This window comes from Pseudoalteromonas phenolica, from assembly GCF_005886345.1.
In the GTDB taxonomy this organism is placed as follows: Bacteria; Pseudomonadota; Gammaproteobacteria; order Enterobacterales; family Alteromonadaceae; genus Pseudoalteromonas; species Pseudoalteromonas phenolica_A.
The window spans coordinates 97166-114415 of record NZ_PNEC01000007.1 but is presented as its reverse complement, the minus strand read 5'-3'; the positions used below and the strand labels follow the sequence as shown (position 1 = coordinate 114415).

Here is a 17250-nt window from a genome sequence, read left to right as displayed (position 1 = left end):
TTATAGCTTCCCTTTCCAAATGACTGTCATTGGCTTAGGCGTAGCTTGTTGACCATAAGCCAGCACCCCAAAGCTTTGGGCTTGTTGCACAATCTGATTTGTAGGAATACCTACACCCATTACGTTGTCTCGCTCTTTAATCAAAAATTGAGGACTGATACCTTGAATCCGTTTTTTATTTAAAAATACCGTCGGCGTATTAATCATCGGTTGTTCAAGTTCATTTTCTAAAGTAAAACTCTGCGGTTTAGGGGCTAGCGTTTGTTGGTCAAAAATACGCACATCGCCATTTTGATAAAACGCATAAACCCCTCTGGCCTTGCTTGTTGGTGAAATAGAATCAACAAATTTTGCTGAGTAATCACCATCGTTATTGACAATGATAGGGCTCGTTAACAATGGCTCTGCATAGTAATCTGAACAGATTAAATTTTGTTTATCGGTCAAGCGTGCTTTACAAAGGCGCCCTTGGTTACTTGCATTGGTTTCACTAAAATACAAATAGTTTTCTGTTAAATTAGGAACACTGTTCACAACGCCATCAAGCGTTAGCTGCCATTCTTGTTGCCAAGACACGGGCTGTCCCTGCTCTTGATAAGCTCTATAAAAGAATAGTTTGTTGTCATGTGTAGCAAAAACTAAATGGTGCTCAGTTTGTAAAATGGTTCGCTGAATAATATCTAAGCCAAGATTATAAAACGGTTGTTTATATTCACTCTTAAGGCCTTTATCTAAGAAAGGGTTAGCTCTTTGAGTTGCAACATGGATCTCTGTTGAAGTTGTTTCGCCATTAAACCCGCTGGCTGTTAATCGAAATTTAGAGTCTGACTTTACATGAAAACTTGTAGAGCCTGATTGTAAGGCTGTGATTGGCTTAGTCGTTGCTCGGCCGTTTTGAATATGGGTAACAGTAGCACTGGTAGAGCCCGCAAGCTGCCAAGCCACTGTCACTTGGCTATTTTCGCTTATCTGTGCGTTTGTTTGTGTGTAGAAGGCACTGATAGATAACTCATTTTTTTCATCGACGCTGGTTGCTGTAGATGTTTGACACCCATATTTAAAGCACGCAACAACTCTAAACTGCCCCGTACCATTATAGGTATAGAAACTATTCGTAACTTTGGGCATTACGGTTACCCATGAACTGCCATTATATTTTAGGACTTTATAATACTCAGCATTTGAAGAAGGCGTCCAAGCTAACTGGGTTTGATCACCCACTTGTTTACTTGATACTCGTACAACTGCATCAGGTGTTAAACCAATAGGTATAAACGTTGTGATGTTGCCAACCATTATCGGCGCATAGGCTTGTTCAAATTGTTCAGTGTTGGCTAGGGCTAAATTATTTATTGAAGTGAGACTCAACACAGTGAGCAACTTGAAGAGCAGAGCTCTTCTTCCATGAATGTATTTTTTCATTCTTATGATCTTCTATATTTTAATTCGGGTTTTAAAATTTTATCTATCTACGTGTATCTAAAGTGATGTACGCAATCTCACACTTGCTCGTGCCTTCTTTCACTCTGACATGCACGACTTTATCTGCCATTTGCGCAGCTAAAAGTGCTGAGTAAACTTCTTTTTTGTTTTCTGCAGTTGGTGGGAGCGTAAAGTAAACACCACTGACTGGGGTGCAGTTCGCTAACTTTTCATCACCTGGCATACCAATATAAATATTGCCATCAGCGTTTACATAAAGCATTTGAATTTTGTCTATACAACCCGTCTTTGAACATGTTGCCGCCATTGAGAAAAAAGGAGCAATTAGCAAAGTGATAGTTAAAATGAGCTTTTTCATGTTTATATTTCTTTTACTCATGTTATTTAGGTTCTAAGACAATTAGTTTTAGCTTGCATTCCTTAGAGCTCAAACCACTCCAATCTTCGGCTTCACTCGCGTATATTTTTACTTTTGTACCGGTGTGATAGGCAGATAAAGCAACACTTAAAAGCTGAGCGTTACTGCTATTCGTTTTATCAATCCAAAACCCCGTAGGACAAAGGTTTTGAGTGTTCGAGTCTGGGCTTTTTAAGCGAATTTTTATCACACCTTTTGTGTAATCAGCCCAAGTCCAAATATCTTGGATCTGATAGTATGAAGCTGTAGACATAGAAAACGCTGGTTTAGTGAACAAAACCAGCGTAATAAAGAGAATAAATATTAGTTTTTTCATGTTTTTAATCGACCTCTTGTAAGCCGGTTATAATACATATAGTTTGGTCACTATCGACGACATATCTGAGTTTTTTATTTCTAGCTTTTGCAGATAATGCATACGAATACTGTGCGCGGTTAAACTCAGTCCCATCCATATTAATTTGCCCTCGAGAGTATCTACAATGTGATGCAAATTCATCTGAGCGAATATAAGCAACACCGTTATTCATATAGAAAGACCATTTGGTAAGTGTTTTACTTGGCCAGTAACGTTTTGCTTGAGTATCAAAGGGTAAAAGAATGAACATCAACAAGATTGTTGTAAAACTTTTCAAGTTCTATATTCCTATCAATTGTTTGTTTAAACTCGGTAAGGGTCTTAGCCAACTCTATGTACTTTTATGTAGCCATCGGCGCATTCGACACTATTGTCGTAGCCAATATTGACCTTTTCTTTCATTGCGTAAGCGGTTAACAACCTGGAAAGAAGCATTTCTCTTCTGTTTTGAGGAACAGAAGAAGGAATAACGAAATAGTTGCTTCTACACTTTGGATGGCTTGTGGGCTGATTATTAAGTGTAAAGTAGATGTAATCACCATCAGTGTAGACAGCTACTTTGGTCGGTATGCCTTTCATATTATCGTTGTATTTAGCACAAGATGTTGAAGTATAAAGGCTTAGTAAAATTATTATTGTTATTATGTATAGCTTTTTCACAACTAGAGAATAGAGTTAAGTACCTAATTTAGTGAGAATGTTACCATCAAAAGTACAAATGTAAATGAATATTAAAAAATTAATATTCATTTACATTTGAGAATTAACTCCACATTTTAAAAAAGGGGCATTCAGCTCCCTTGTTGTGTTAGCTAATTTTTTGCTTATGTTTATCAGAATAAATATCGAACCTTAAACGTCACACTGTCTTCAATGGGGTTTGTCCAAAGCGTGCTTGTGCGATTGCCATAACTGTTTTGTCCGATTGAATCGCGGTCATAACTGTCGCTATCAACACTGCCTCGGCGGTAAACCAAAAACACATCTGAGAAGGGCCCCATACGATAACGCAATTTAAACTGGGCAGTTAAACGATTGTCTTCAAAACTGGTATCAAGGTCTTGCTTAAGTAACTCGCCTTGCTCTTGTACTGCAAAAACTTGCTGAGTTTTGGCGTCTAAGAATGCGACTTGTATTGAACTAGACCACTCTAACTTCTCAGTGATCAAGCCATTTACGATGATATTTGAAGCAAAGTAATCTCTGTCGTATTCGCTGATCACATTTTGCTGATTAGCCACCAGCCAACCTTCACCAGTTCTTAAATAGTTATTCCAATTTATGCTCCAATTGGCATGAGGCATCCAAGTTAAGTCCACCGCATATTGGGTTGATGTTGAGTCGAAGCCTTCTTTGTCATATTCAAAGCTAGCTGCCCAACTGAAGTCTCCTACATATGGGCTTTGGTAAAATAGCCTGACACCTTGTGACGAGGGCTGGGTAAATGCGGTCGTGTTAAAGCCGAGATTATCTTGCTCGCCTTGGGTTAAGTAATCAAAAGTTAAATTAAACCGCGCCCCTGTCGTTAACATAAATTGGCTAGAGTATGTTTGCCAAGCGGGTAAACTTTGTGACGCGCCATTACTTTCATGGCTGAGCTTTACCACATGCTTCACACGTGTAACCCAATCATTCGAGTAATTCACCGAATGTTCAAACTCAGACTGAGCATATTGCCAATCGTTTCTAACCAAATACCCCATATCTCGATTGTCGAACTGGTCGTTTAGTTTTAAGAAACGATTCGTAATTTTTGTATTGGGTGAAAACTGATAGCCCAAGTTTAAGCTCAGGCCGTTACCGGTTTGTGTGGTATTTACTTCAGCGTCTGTACCAATATGGCTAAGTAGTAACGCCCCTTGTAATGACCAAGTTGCACTTTGATACTGACTATCCCAAGCCAATGTACTGGCGCTTCTATCTAGGTATGGGCGCTTAACATGGGTGGTTAACAAGCCGGTTTGCCAATTATTTTGGCGATATTTCGCCCTTGCCGCATAAAATGATTTGCCCGCATCACTGTCTAAATTCGATTCTTCAACAGCAAATGCACCTAGTTGCAATTGCTCTCCTTGATGAACAAATCGTACGGCTTCATCAATTGGGGTGATATTTTCACTGCCATCATCACTGCCGGCACCTATTCGGCGGGTATGTATCAGCTTGGTATTTTGCTCTGCTTGGACGTTAAATACGCTGATATCTTGGGTGAAAAACGGGCGTTTATCAGTTCTTAGCGTTTCAACTGCACTGTAGTTAATATTTACGTCGTCACTGTCAACTTGACCGAAATCTGGATTCACTGACACGCTCAGCTTCTGATGGTGCGCAGGTTTATATATTAAATCGAAGCCTACATCAGTTTGCCCCTTATCTCCTTGTCGGTCTGATAAATCATTTTGCTGGGTAATATAAGGTATAAACGCCAGTTGCTGCTGATTAGGGATCTCAGCAGATACCTTCGGCATTGCTAAATAAAAGTCACTATTACTAATCGTTTGTTTTTGGCTCGCGTAAATAAAATTATTAGCAATATCATAAAGCTGAATAGAAACACCAATCTCTGATTGACTATTTTCACCTGCTGAATGGTGGAAGGATACAGTGTGCCAAGGAATAAACACCTCGGTTGACCAGTAATCGTCATGCTCAAAGTACTGGCTTTGCCAGTCTCCATCCCAATCGTAGTCAGTTGTTAGTTGGGGGGTAAGTACCGCATCTTGCGTACCACCACCTAGGGTTGTCGCAAATAAATAACCACTACTACCATCACCGCCAAAGTCGAGATAAATACGATTGAACTCGCCTTGCATAAAGTTATCTTTGATATTGAATTGTTTTTTACGCGTCTCGGCACTTTGATAATTAATAATGCCAACATAAATGCCCTTTTCATCACTGTAGACTTTGGCATTAACTTGTTTTTTAGTTTGTTCGAGTGTAGCAGGCACAACTTTATAAAAAGTATTAAATGCTGTTGCTTGCTGCCACTGTGGCTCATCTAACTTGCCATCAAGTAAAATTGTCTGAGCCAACACTGATGGCGCTATTGAGAATGAGGCCAATGCTACTGCTTTTGCTATGTGTGAAATTTTCATTACGACTTCCAACTGAATTTCAATGCGCTCATTGCAACAAAACTTGCACTGAAAAAACCTGAAATTTTTCTGAATAACTCTCATGAAAGCCTTATAAACATTGACTTTTATCTTAATAAAGATAACTTTCGGTTATTAGAGTGATTTAAATAACTGCAGTAAGCGTTTTATGCCAGCTTCGTCACAGGGATATCAATTTGACACTTGGGTGTTTTATCCAGAAACAGATGAACTTGTGTGTAGTGAAACCCTACACACACAAAAGTTAGAGCCTCAAGTCGCTCGATTACTTGAACTGTTCATTACCCAAGAAGGTACAACCTTATCGCAAGGCCTGTTAAATGATGAACTTTGGCCAGACACCATAGTTGAAGCGAATAGCCTTTATCAACTGCTCACGAAGCTACGTAAGGTATTAAAAGACACACCAAGAACGCCCAAATATATAAAAACCATTCCAAAAAAAGGCTATGTGTTTATCGCTGAAGTAAGACTCAAATCAGTTGACACTTTGCCGAATCCCCATAATTTTGAATTGGCTTCGCCTAGCCTTAACTCGGCTTCTTTTGTACGCGCTGACACACTGAAAAGAAAACCGCTCTATTTAACCTTGTTTACTCTATTTTTCATCGCATGTTTTAGTGCTATTGCTTTTTTTAACCAGACTCCTCAACCACTTACACCACCTGAATACAAGGTTGAAGACATTAGTTATGAGCTGGGGTTAGAGTTTGATATTGCCGCGCATATAGAGCAAGACCTTATTGCGTATGTCAGTCAGTTTGATCAACTCGTTATTGCCAATAAGTTAGGAAATCACCTCTACGAGCATACTTTCAATACCCGAGTCGCACACCCAAGTTGGCACCCCAAAAAAGACCTTGTGGCGTTTTGGCAATATCTTGAAGATAAATGTGTTTTAAAAATTATTAGCAGTAATGGCAAACAGTTACACGAATCTAAAGCGATTTCATGTGACCGTATTGAAGCGCCAATCTGGCAGTCAGATGACGAGCTCACACTCGTTGTGCACCATTGGGGTAACAGTGATGGTTTTTTGTATCGTTTGAGCACACAACAATTTGTAAAGATACCCGTGCCACTTAGCAAAGGCGAGAAGTTAATAAAAGCACTCAAGGCGTGGGAAAACCAAACTTACTTTCTTGTAAAACAAGTTAATCACCATACAAAGCTGATAACTCTAGACGGAAATATACATCTGTCATGGCCCTACCCGATTTGGCTGGCAGCCTTTGATGTTAAGCAGCAAACTGTCATCACAAATGATGAAAGTAAATACCATAACCTCATTGCGACACATTTGAACAATCAGCAATATAGTGTGATGCGCTCTACCCAAGGCATATTTTCTACTCTTTCTATTGATAAACATGGAGATATTTTTGCAGCAGCTGAGAGCTGGCAAGTTAATATCAAAGATAATGATGACCTGCCGATTTTCTCAAGCTCAAGTATTGATTATTTGCCCGTCAGTAATTTGCTTGGAGAAACAGCATTCATGTCCCGCCGTACTGGGGTGTGTGAAGTTTATTTACATGCTAATGATAAAATTCGGCAGCTATCTTTCCACCAAGGCCATGAATATGTCGGCATATTAAATTGGTCACCCGATAATAGTCTGTTGTTGTCTAACCGTGATAACGACATTGTTTTATATGATAGAAACCGTACAACGAAACAGTTTGCATCAAACCTACCACTCACTTTACAAAACGCGGGATGGATAAATAACGAGCAAGTGTGGGGTTCTGATGGTGAGCATGTTTATGTCTATGATCTAACTGGTCGCATTATTCAACAAACACAGTTAAAAAATCAATTTGTTGGTTTTCATCATCAAACGCAGCAATGGTTGCTATTAAAAAACCAACAGCTAATGACAACGAATACTTTAGATAATTTCAATAACTTGAAAGTATTAACAACACTCTCTAAGCAGCAAGCCAATCACTTTCGAGATGTCAGATTTCAAAACCAATCTATGTATTGGCTCAGCCAATGGTCGAAACAAGATTATATCTGGCAACTTGATATGCAGAAGCCAAGCTCTCCTACTTTAAAAAAATCTGGGTCACTTATTTGGCATTATGATATTAAGCCAGATGGAAGCTTGCTCATTGCGAAGATGGAAAGCGTTGAAGGCGATATTAAAAAGTTTGCAATAGCAGAGCAATAAAAGAGCAACTGAACTAAACTCAAATGGTGCCATAAGCTCATTGCATTTATCATGTTTAAACAACTCCTCGCTTTCGCACTCTTTCTAGCAAGTACCTACACTTTGAGTTGTGAACTTGTGGTGCGTGTTGAGGATTATGCGGCACAATCACATCGCGACGAAAACCAGCAATGGCAAGGCATCGATATCGAGCTTATTAAAACGTTGTTGAATCAAGCAGGCTGCACCTATAAATTTGTACCAATCCGCTGGGGAAGAGCGTTAAAAATGCTCGAAACAGGTAATTTGGACATGATGATGAGCGTGAGTAAAACCACTGAGCGTTCTAAATATATTCACTTTATCGGCCCACAGGGAATTGAACAAATTCTTGTTGTAAGCAAAGCCAGCCCAAAGATCATCTTAAACCGCTTTGAGGATATAAAAAGCACACCATTACCCATTGGGGTTCAAGAAGGTGCTTTTTATGGCAGCGATTTTACTAAATTTGTATCTTCACTGAGCAATCCAGATACATATTTTTTAAAGTGCCAAATAATTACACTAAACTTTCTCTTTTAATAAAAGTAGAATCTTTGGTTTTTTGGAAGAAAGGCTGAATATTGAATATGAAATTAGGCATCAACTCACCCCCAGAGACGTTTACATTCACCCTTTGGTTGTCAATGAAGCACCTGTTTACTTTGCATTTAGTAAAGCATCCCTCACTCAGAAAACTGTCAATAAACTTCAACAGGCTTTTATTCATTTAGAGCACTCTGGCGTGTTTCTGCAAATCCTTAACAGTGCTCAAAAAAACTAGCGTAGTAAAAAAAACGACATTTTACTTATTCAGAAATTTCAGAAACTCGAGCTAAGTTTTCAGTGCAAAGTTACTAATCATACCTAATGATAAAATTTGTCGTTTTTTCTTTTTATCTGATGAAAAAGAACTAAGATTTAAGATATGAATTTTTTAAATATCATCGAACTGAAGGAGCGAACTTGGTATGAGTATTTACGATACGTTGGAGTACGCTGATTCTGATAGTAAAGTCAAAGAAATATACGATGATATATTTGAACACTTAGGCAATGCAGGGCTTGTCGATTATTTTAAAGTACTAGGTAAATACAACCCGCACATTCTCTCTACTACTTGGGCACTGCTTAAAAATGTTTTACTTACTGGTGAATTGCCTCGCGCACTCAAAGAGTTAGTGTTCATTGCTATATCGAACGAGCGTGAATGTGTCTACTGCACTTCTATCCACTGTGCTATGTGCAAATATTTAAATATTGATGACGAAACCATCAACCAAGTGCTACAAAAATCATCTGAGTTAAGCCCTAAACGCGTCAAAGTGGCTATAGACTTTGCTGTTAAAATGGCGACAAATAATACTTCTGTCACTGAGCAAGATCATCTAAGTTTATTAAACAATGGCTTAACCAAAAACCAAGTGTTTGAACTCATGTCTCTTGCTAGTGTGGTCAATTACTCTAATACCTTAGCTCAGGGTATGATGTTAGTCGTTGATGAAGAATTTGCAAACTTACTTAAAGACAATATCGTAGTCTAATTATGAAAAGCAGTATAACTGACTCTTATCAATTATCTTCTTTAATCGAACTCACCAGCAATTTAGCTGATGAGAGTATGCATAGTGATTTGTCATCTAAAACTATCTTGCTCAATGCCGTAAACAAGTTACTTTGGACTTTAAACTTTGATCATTGCTTAATGATCCATAGTAACGGTCAAACTGATTATCTATACGGAGACAGTGAAGACTCACTTATTAGTGAAATAAACAAGCTTTCTATTAAAGAGTTGAAAAACAATACAATCATTAAACTTAACCAGATTGATTTTTATCTCACCTATCAAATTCTTCCTCTAGAAAATGATAAAGCAAACACACTTGTCTTCTTACAGCAGAATCAAGCTTTTAGCTCATCATCGCTGATACTTATTGAACTGTTTAGTGCCGCAGTAAAACGCTTATTGATAACAAAAGAACAAGAACATAAGCGCATAAAATTAAAAAATGAAGCGCAAGTTCTATTACGTTCCAATCAATTAAAATCAGAGTTTTTGGGGAATATGTCTCATGAACTTAAAACCCCCATGAACGGGATTTTAAGCTTGGTTAAGTTGTTACAAAGCACTGAGTTAGAGCAAACCCAATTCGATATGCTGACGACCATTTACGACAGCACACATAATTTACTAAACGTCGTAAATGATGTACTAGAATACAGCCAGATAGATACAAATAATATAAAAATACTGACTACCCCTTTTGTTGTGAATGACTTCTTTAAAGCTTTACTGCAACCCATTAAGAAAGTCATAAAAGATAAAAAGTTATGTTTAAAATGTCAGATAAGTCCAAATGTACCGAGACAATTAATTGGCGATACACTTAGAATTAATCAATTATTAAGTAATATTCTTAATAATGCAGTTAAATTCACTGAGCAAGGCGAAATCTCAATCATTGTTAATGGTCAGAGCGACGCTAATAACCTTTTTAACTTAAATATCGAAGTTTCTGATACTGGTCCAGGCATGTCAGAAGATGCCCAAACTTGGTTGTTTGAGCCTTTTGTGCAAGGTGATGGCTCAACGACGCGTCAATATGGCGGAACAGGCCTCGGCTTAGCTATTACTTCAAAGCTTGCAAAAGCTATGTGCGGAAACATTAAAGTTGAAAGTAAACAAGAGCAAGGCACTAAATTCATAGTTACACTGCCATTAAAAGTGGTCTCTGAGTTAACTCCACTTTCTTCGAACACCCACCAAGCTCCAGACATTAAACACGACTTAAAGCTGCAACCTCACAGTATTTTAATTGTAGAAGACAACCTCATTAATCAGAAGGTGGCGGGGTTATTATTAGCAAAGTTAGGGTATGAGTTTGATATTGCTGAAAACGGACAAGTCGCCTTAGAGAAGTTAGAAAAAAAGCATTACAGCTTTATATTTATGGATATTCAAATGCCTGTCATGAATGGCTATGATGCAACTAAGGCGATCATTCATCGATATAAACAGCAACGTCCTACCATTGTTGCCATGACAGCTAATACCTTTGATACTGATAAAGAGCAGTGCTTCGCAGTTGGAATGGATGATTTTGTTGCTAAGCCAATTTCTGAACAAGAGATAATTCGGGTTCTTAGCCTTTACCCAGTTCGAATCGCGCCGAGTTAATTCCTCGGCGCAAGCGCTTACTTTTTGGATCTATACATGCGTATTGCGGGCTACTGTAACAGTCAGCGCCTGTTGGGCATCCTCTAAATACATCAGTGTTATTGCATAAATTTTCTGCAGTTGGTGAGCATAATTGTTGAATTTGAGTGAATGTACCGCTGGCTATATTAGGGGGTTAGCTGATTTGTAAGGTATTATTGTCTGCCACTTAGCTTTTTCTATGATAGGTTTAATTTCATTTTGATGTTTCCCTGCTGAATTTTCAGCAGAAAATCAAATTAGCAAAATTAAAATTACTGTACAATAAAAAAGCGCCCCCATAAGTCCATATGTAAGGCGCTAGAGATTGGGAAAAGATTATTGAACGTTTGTGATTACCGTATCAATTAAGTGAACAACCCCATTAGAAGTATAAATGTCTGTCGTTGTGACATTAGCGCCTTCAATCTGTAAACCTGAAGTTGGTAGTTTAACTGCCCACCATACATCTCCAACAGCATCACCTTTCATATCACCAGCAGCTTCATCTTGAATATAGCTATAAAGCGGTCTACCTAAGTAAGCAACTTGCAACATACCATCTGCTCTTTCTACTAATGACAAGCCTGGTACATTTGCGATTTGTTCGTTAGTTGCGATAACTGGCGGCCAATTAGTCGCACAAGCATCATTACATTGACTCATTGAGTTTTCTAAATCGTTGTCAAAAACATATAGAGTCTTACCTGCCATTTCAGCAGCTGCACCAGTTACGAGAACACCATTTTCTTTACTGTAAGTTACAGCATCGTTTTCGGTGTTAGATACGCCCGCAAAATCTACAAGGCTTACTGTTAACTTATTACCTTGTAAAGTTTCAACTTCTTTACCATTAGCTGCAAAAGCATTCAAACTACTGACCGACGAAGCTAATACATGCTGTTTTAATACTGCTGTTAATGCATCTTTGTCAGCTAACAGTGCCGTTAAATCAGCGGCTGGGATTTTCTTAAAGGCTGCATTTGTAGGGGCAAATACAGTAAAATTGGCTTCTGAATCACTGAGTGCATCGACAAGTTCAGCCTGTTGAAGCGCAGTTACTAAAGTCGATAAACTAGATGTTTCTACCGCAGTTTCAACTACTGTTTTAGTCGGCTCACCCATTTCTGCAGGAGGAGTAATCACTTTATCAATGACGTGTATCACACCATTGTCGGCCATTACATTCGCAGCAGAAACCAAAGCGTCGTTAATAAACAATTTAGAATTTTGATATGTCAATGCAGTTTTACCTTCATTTGCCATCGTCGCAAAGTTATCTTCGCTGTTTGCTACAGAAACTGCACCGTCAGACATAACTTTTTGATCTGCAATAACGTGGTATAGCAATACACTGCTGAGTAATTCAGTGTCATTCTGCAGTGCTGTAAGCGTTTCGCTGCTTAGAGCAGAAAAAGCAGCATCTGTTGGTGCAAACACAGTAAAGGTTTTAGTTGGATCAGCAACAAGCTCGTCAAGTCCAGTTGCACCTAGTAAAGAAAGTAGTGTAGTGAAACTACCATTCTCAGTCGCAACATCGGCGATCGTACCGTAGCTTTGTGGCAGTTCAACGTCGTTGACTATGACACTGTCGATAACATGAATTGTACCGTTAGAGGTTACTATGTCCTTAGTAACAATTTTAGCGCCGCCAAATAACAATGAGTCTGACTCAGCATTGATAGAAATGGCCAACTCATTTTCCAGTACCGTTTTAACAGATTTACCGTTAAGCGTCATTGCTGTTACTGAGTCAGCATTGAGAGGCAGAACATGCTGCTTTAGGATATCAGACAACACGTCTGGGTTTGCTAGTAAGGTATTAATTAACTTAGTGCCCACTGCTGCAAATGCATCATCAGTCGGAGCAAACACAGTAAATGAACCAGATTCGTCAGCTAACACAGCATCTAAACCGGTTCTTTCAAGTGCAGCAATTAATGTCGTGAAGTTACCCGCTGCTTTTGCAGTTTCAACAATATTAACATCTGAGCTCGTTGGTGCAGGAGGCATTAAAACAGCATCGATTACATGAATAACGCCATTCTCAGCCATTACATCGGTTGCTGTAACGGTACTGGTATTGACCAATAGATTGTCGCCAGATAAAGACAGCGCTATATTGGCACCATTTACAGTTGCTACAGCATTTCCTGCGCTAGCTAACGCAGCATCGGCTTCTACTTTGCTCGCCAAAACGTGATATGTAAGTATTTTAGATAGCGTATCAGGGTCAGCAGCAAGTGCGTCGAGTGTTTCTTGCCCTAATGCTGCAAAAGCCTCGTCTGTTGGCGCAAATACGGTGAAATTTGCACTTTCATTATCTAACGTATCGTCTAGGTTCGTTGCCTCAAGTAAAGACACCAGTGTTGTAAAGTTACCATTTGCAGCGGCTACGTCGACAATTGTGGCAACCTCAGGCAGTTGAGGTTGTATTTCTGTTTTTTTATCATCATCGTCGCTACAGCCGAACATGATCAACGAAAGCCCTACGATGGCTCCCAATTTGATTGATTTAATCACCACTTCATTCCTCTTAGTGTAAAATTCATACAAAATTACGCAGAGAAATTTAAAGTAGATCAGAATTATTTAAAAAATCATTAAAAAAAATTGAATATAAATTTAATTCGGATAGCAATTGATTAACAATGAAATTTAGAGCGCAACGATTTGATAAAAATTAAGAATTTAAAATTTAATAGAGAAAAAGATGTAAAATTTGAATTTTAAAAGCTAGAGTTAACCCTAAAAGCATCAAAAAAGTTGATTATTTCCTAACGGTATTTCCATCATATTATTTTCTTTTTCAGGCCCTCCAACCATCTCGTCATATGCACTGAATTGTCGCATCACTTGTTGCTTAGCATTGACATTCTTAAGCATTTTTTGCAATGAAACGAAATTGTGACTTTTCAACCTTACTCCCTTTTCGTCAGTCACCATTTCTTCTTTGCCATCAATAATCACACTGACGTTGTAAAGTGCTAAATCAAGCGAGTGATATACAAGTTTGTCTACGAAAAAAAATTTTTCTAGTTTGCTAAGTTTCATAAGCCCTCCTGTGTGGTATTACGGAAGTAATTAATAATCAGTTCATCTTGAAGCAACATTTGCATTATTTTCAGGTAAACCGGCTTACTTTAGTGTTGTTTCATCTTAAGTAAGCCGCTATTTTTTAATCAATTGTTACAATGAAACAATATAAAAATAATTAAATTTGATACTTTTGTATCATTCAACTCAAGGAAACAAATATGCATTTAGCCAAATACGTGCTATCGGCATTAGCTGTGTTGAGCTCATCTGTTTATGCTTCAAAAAGCAATGAATGGTTTTTGCACAGCAGTATTTCGCCTGATGGAAAACAAATAGCTTTCTCGTATAAAGGAGATATTTATACAGTTTCAAGTAAAGGCGGAACGGCAAGACCACTCACTTTACACAGTGATTGGGACGGCCACCCAATATGGTCAAATGATGGAAAGAAAATCGCTTTTGCCAGCGATAGAAATGGTAATTTAGACATTTATGTTATGCCATCTTCTGGCGGTAAAGCAAAACGCTTAACCTATCACTCATCACATGATATTCCTCAAGATTTTGACAAAAATGACAAAACAGTGCTGTTTACGTCAGCTCGTCAAGACTCTAAAAGTTCTACAATTTTCCCAACAACTAGACTCACAGAAAGTTACACGGTCAATGTAAATGGTGGCACACCAAATATGTTATCGACCATTCCAGCATCTGAATTGCAGTACGCACCAGATGGTAAACGCGTGCTCTACAGAGATGAAAAGGCATACGAAAATCAATTTAGAAAGCATGATGTGTCTGCATTTGCACGTGATATTTGGCTACAAGATTTAGTCACAGGAAAACACTCTCAATTAACTTCATTCGAAGGCGGTGATCACAATCCTGTTTGGGCTGATAACAATACCTATTACTACACGTCTGAAGAAAAATCAGGGGCGTTTAACGTATGGCGTGCAGATCTAGATGATGATAACAAAAAGCAAATTACGAAGTTTAAACAGTATCCTGTTCGTAGCTTATCTATCAGTGATAAAGGTACATTAGCATTTGTTCATCATGGTAGTATTTATACTTCCAAAGGTGGCTCTGCAAAACATGTAAAAATCAATATTGCCAATGATGTGCAAGAAGATGACATGATGCCTACATTACTTGGTGGCAAGATCACTGAGTATGCCGTTTCTCCAAACGGCAAAGAAGTAGCCTTTATTGCTCGTGGTGAAGTATTTGTTGCAAGCACAAAATTCGGCACTACCCGTGCCATTACTAATACACCGCAGCAAGAGCGTTCAGTGTCTTTCCATAAGGATGGCAAAACACTACTTTATGCTGCCGAACGAGGCGACAGCTGGGGTTTATATGAAACTTCGCTTGCCGATGAGTCTGAACACTACTTTTTTGCTGCAACCAAGCTAACAGAGCAAGTCATTCATCAAGCTGACACTGATAGCTTTCAACCAGTTTATTCACCTGATGGTAAGAAGATTGCTTTTTTATCAGCACGTGATGAAATTCAAGTCGTAGATCGTGAATCTAAAAAAGTAAATGTTGCGCTGGGTAAGAAACACAATTATTCATATGCAGATGGCGACATCACATTTGCATGGGCACCAGATAGCTATTGGATGACTGCAGATTTCGCCCCAAGAAGCCGATTATTCGTTACTAACATAGGTGTATTTCCATCTGATGGTTCACAACAACCTCGCGATATTAGCTTATCGGGTTATAGTGACACTTCCCCTTCATGGCATACCGATGGCGAAGCCGTACTTTGGGCTAGCTCTCGTTATGGACAAAGAGATCATGGTAGCTGGGGCCGTGAATATGATGTGATGGCGGCATTTTTAACTCAAGACAGCTACGATCGTTTTAAAATGTCTAAAGAAGAATATGCACTTCACAAAGAGTTAAAAAAACACAACAAATCTGACGAAAAAGCTAAATCAGAAGACACATCTGAGAAGGAAAAGCAAAAGCTTGATATTGAATGGGATGATATTGAAAGAAGAACCGCTCGCTTAACCTTACATGCCTCAGATTTAGGCCAAGCTTACTTAACAAAAGACACAAAAGCGCTTTACTATTTTGCCCGTTTTGAGAAAGGCTATGACTTGTGGCGTCACTCAATTCGTGACAGAAAAACAGAGTTGGTTGCTAAACTAAATGCTCGCAGAGTCAGCATGAGCTTTAGTGAAGATGAAAAAAATATCGTTATTCTTGCTGATGGTAACCTACGTCAAGGCAAGGTAGGCAATAAGATTTCACTTAAACCTATATCGACTAAACCTGTTATGCAGCTGCAAGCAGCAAAAGAACGAGAGTTTATGTTCGACCACAGCTGGCGTGTCATTGACGATAAGTTTTATCGTGACGATTATCATGGAATTGATTGGCATGATGTCGGTAAATCCTATCGCAATAAACTCAGCTCAATCGGACATGGCCGTGACTTCGCAAACTTATTTGCAGAAATGACAGGCGAACTCAATGCGTCTCACATAGGTTCTTCATACCGTCCTGCAGCAAAATCGACTGATGCGAGTACGGGTCGACTTGGTTTATTTTTTAATGACGTAAACCCATTTAAAGTTGAAGAAGTTTTGGCTAAAGGACCATTCGACAAAGCGAGTAGCCAAGTAAAAGCGGGTGTGACTCTAAAAGCGGTCAACGGCGTAAAACTAGACGCTACTCAAAACTTATTTAAGCTATTAGATCATACTGCCGGAAAACGCGTGCGTTTTACTTTCGAAGACACAAACGGTGAGCTGTTTGATGAAGTGATCAAGCCTACAACAAGCCGAAATATAAGTAACTTATTATACGAGCGCTGGGTTGCCTCACGAGAAGCGCTTGTCGAAGAGTTATCAAATGGACAACTGGGCTATGTGCATGTGCGTGGTATGAACGATCCGAGCTTTAGAGCCGTTTACTCTCGTCTTCTTGGTAAGCACTTTGATAAGAAAGCCATTGTAGTTGACACGCGCTTTAACGGCGGCGGCTGGTTACATAACGATCTTGCGAAACTACTCAGTGGTGAAGAGTACTTCACTATGCATGTTCGCGGTCGTCAGTATCACGGCGATCCGCTAGATCAATGGAACAAACCATCTGTTTTACTTATCAACGAAGGTAACTACAGTGATGCCCATGCGTTCTCATACACATATGATCAATTAGGTTTAGGTGAAATGGTGGGTATGCCTGTGCCAGGTACAATGACCGCAGTTTGGTGGGAAATGGGTATTTCAGGTGACTTCCGAGCCGGTGTGCCACAAGTGGGCATGAAAAACACCAAAGGTGAGTATTTAGAAAACAACCAAACCATGCCTGATTATCTTGTTAAAAACGACCCTGAATCTGTTGAGCAAGGCCGTGATAAGCAAATTGAAAAAGCTGTAGAAGTATTACTGAAAAAGGTAAATTAATACTCAAAAGGCCTTAAATATACATTTAAGGCCTTTTTCAATGCTCGAT

Annotated in this window: 12 protein-coding genes; 5 read left to right on the top strand and 7 right to left on the bottom strand. The window is 38.9% G+C overall.

Translation table 11 applies throughout. The features are described from left to right. The 5 genes from CWB72_RS03945 to CWB72_RS03925 all read right to left on the bottom strand — a co-directional run bounded on the left by CWB72_RS03945 (window position 1) and on the right by CWB72_RS03925 (window position 5317). Window positions 1-1422 (bottom strand): hypothetical protein, encoded by a 1422-nt coding sequence (locus CWB72_RS03945; RefSeq protein ID WP_138629413.1) that lies wholly within the window; start codon window positions 1420-1422, stop codon window positions 1-3. Between the two features lie 43 nt (window positions 1423-1465). Then, window positions 1466-1801, bottom strand: a complete 336-nt coding sequence (locus CWB72_RS03940; RefSeq protein ID WP_130256032.1) for a hypothetical protein — start codon at window positions 1799-1801, stop codon at window positions 1466-1468. 22 nt (window positions 1802-1823) lie between these two features. Beyond that, window positions 1824-2177, bottom strand: coding sequence for a hypothetical protein (locus CWB72_RS03935; RefSeq protein WP_138629411.1), 354 nt, complete (start codon window positions 2175-2177; stop codon window positions 1824-1826). Window positions 2178-2181: 4 nt separating this feature from the next. Continuing rightward, window positions 2182-2496 (bottom strand): hypothetical protein, encoded by a 315-nt coding sequence (locus tag CWB72_RS03930; protein ID WP_138629409.1) that lies wholly within the window; start codon window positions 2494-2496, stop codon window positions 2182-2184. 556 nt (window positions 2497-3052) lie between these two features. After that, entirely contained in the window at window positions 3053-5317 is a 2265-nt protein-coding gene (locus tag CWB72_RS03925; RefSeq protein ID WP_138629407.1) for a DUF5916 domain-containing protein, read from the bottom strand. Window positions 5318-5486: 169 nt separating this feature from the next. Here CWB72_RS03925 and CWB72_RS03920 point away from each other — a divergent pair, with 169 nt between their 5' ends. The 4 genes from CWB72_RS03920 to CWB72_RS03905 all read left to right on the top strand — a co-directional run bounded on the left by CWB72_RS03920 (window position 5487) and on the right by CWB72_RS03905 (window position 10713). Beyond that, window positions 5487-7514: a winged helix-turn-helix domain-containing protein gene (locus CWB72_RS03920; protein WP_138629405.1), complete on the top strand. Its 2028-nt coding sequence runs from the start codon at window positions 5487-5489 to the stop codon at window positions 7512-7514. A gap of 51 nt (window positions 7515-7565) precedes the next feature. After that, window positions 7566-8075 carry a substrate-binding periplasmic protein gene (locus CWB72_RS03915; protein ID WP_138629403.1) on the top strand — a complete coding sequence of 170 codons (510 nt, stop codon included), beginning with the start codon at window positions 7566-7568 and terminating at the stop codon, window positions 8073-8075. 428 nt (window positions 8076-8503) lie between these two features. Then, window positions 8504-9076, top strand: coding sequence for a carboxymuconolactone decarboxylase family protein (locus CWB72_RS03910; protein ID WP_138629401.1), 573 nt, complete (start codon window positions 8504-8506; stop codon window positions 9074-9076). Window positions 9077-9078: 2 nt separating this feature from the next. Then, window positions 9079-10713: an ATP-binding protein gene (locus CWB72_RS03905; protein ID WP_138629399.1), complete on the top strand. Its 1635-nt coding sequence runs from the start codon at window positions 9079-9081 to the stop codon at window positions 10711-10713. Window positions 10714-11070: 357 nt separating this feature from the next. Here CWB72_RS03905 and CWB72_RS03900 read toward each other — a convergent pair whose 3' ends face one another. Further along, entirely contained in the window at window positions 11071-13206 is a 2136-nt protein-coding gene (locus tag CWB72_RS03900) for a fasciclin domain-containing protein (protein WP_436409843.1), read from the bottom strand. A gap of 282 nt (window positions 13207-13488) precedes the next feature. Further along, window positions 13489-13785, bottom strand: coding sequence for a DUF6482 family protein (locus CWB72_RS03895; RefSeq protein ID WP_138629395.1), 297 nt, complete (start codon window positions 13783-13785; stop codon window positions 13489-13491). A gap of 203 nt (window positions 13786-13988) precedes the next feature. Here CWB72_RS03895 and CWB72_RS03890 point away from each other — a divergent pair, with 203 nt between their 5' ends. Further along, window positions 13989-17201 (top strand): S41 family peptidase, encoded by a 3213-nt coding sequence (locus tag CWB72_RS03890; protein WP_138566776.1) that lies wholly within the window; start codon window positions 13989-13991, stop codon window positions 17199-17201. Window positions 17202-17250: the final 49 nt, after the last annotated feature.

Bases quoted from the DNA above. Each gene is read 5' to 3' on its own strand.
- CWB72_RS03940 (WP_130256032.1), bottom strand. From the start codon at position 1,801: ATGAAAAAGCTCATTTTAACTATCACTTTGCTAATTGCTCCTTTTTTC.
- CWB72_RS03945 (WP_138629413.1), bottom strand. From the start codon at position 1,422: ATGAAAAAATACATTCATGGAAGAAGAGCTCTGCTCTTCAAGTTGCTC.
- CWB72_RS03895 (WP_138629395.1), bottom strand. From the start codon at position 13,785: ATGAAACTTAGCAAACTAGAAAAATTTTTTTTCGTAGACAAACTTGTA.
- CWB72_RS03920 (WP_138629405.1), top strand. From the start codon at position 5,487: ATGCCAGCTTCGTCACAGGGATATCAATTTGACACTTGGGTGTTTTAT.
- CWB72_RS03905 (WP_138629399.1), top strand. From the start codon at position 9,079: ATGAAAAGCAGTATAACTGACTCTTATCAATTATCTTCTTTAATCGAA.
- CWB72_RS03900 (WP_436409843.1), bottom strand. From the start codon at position 13,206: ATGTTCGGCTGTAGCGACGATGATGATAAAAAAACAGAAATACAACCT.
- CWB72_RS03890 (WP_138566776.1), top strand. From the start codon at position 13,989: ATGCATTTAGCCAAATACGTGCTATCGGCATTAGCTGTGTTGAGCTCA.
- CWB72_RS03915 (WP_138629403.1), top strand. From the start codon at position 7,566: ATGTTTAAACAACTCCTCGCTTTCGCACTCTTTCTAGCAAGTACCTAC.
- CWB72_RS03910 (WP_138629401.1), top strand. From the start codon at position 8,504: ATGAGTATTTACGATACGTTGGAGTACGCTGATTCTGATAGTAAAGTC.
- CWB72_RS03925 (WP_138629407.1), bottom strand. From the start codon at position 5,317: ATGAAAATTTCACACATAGCAAAAGCAGTAGCATTGGCCTCATTCTCA.
- CWB72_RS03935 (WP_138629411.1), bottom strand. From the start codon at position 2,177: ATGAAAAAACTAATATTTATTCTCTTTATTACGCTGGTTTTGTTCACT.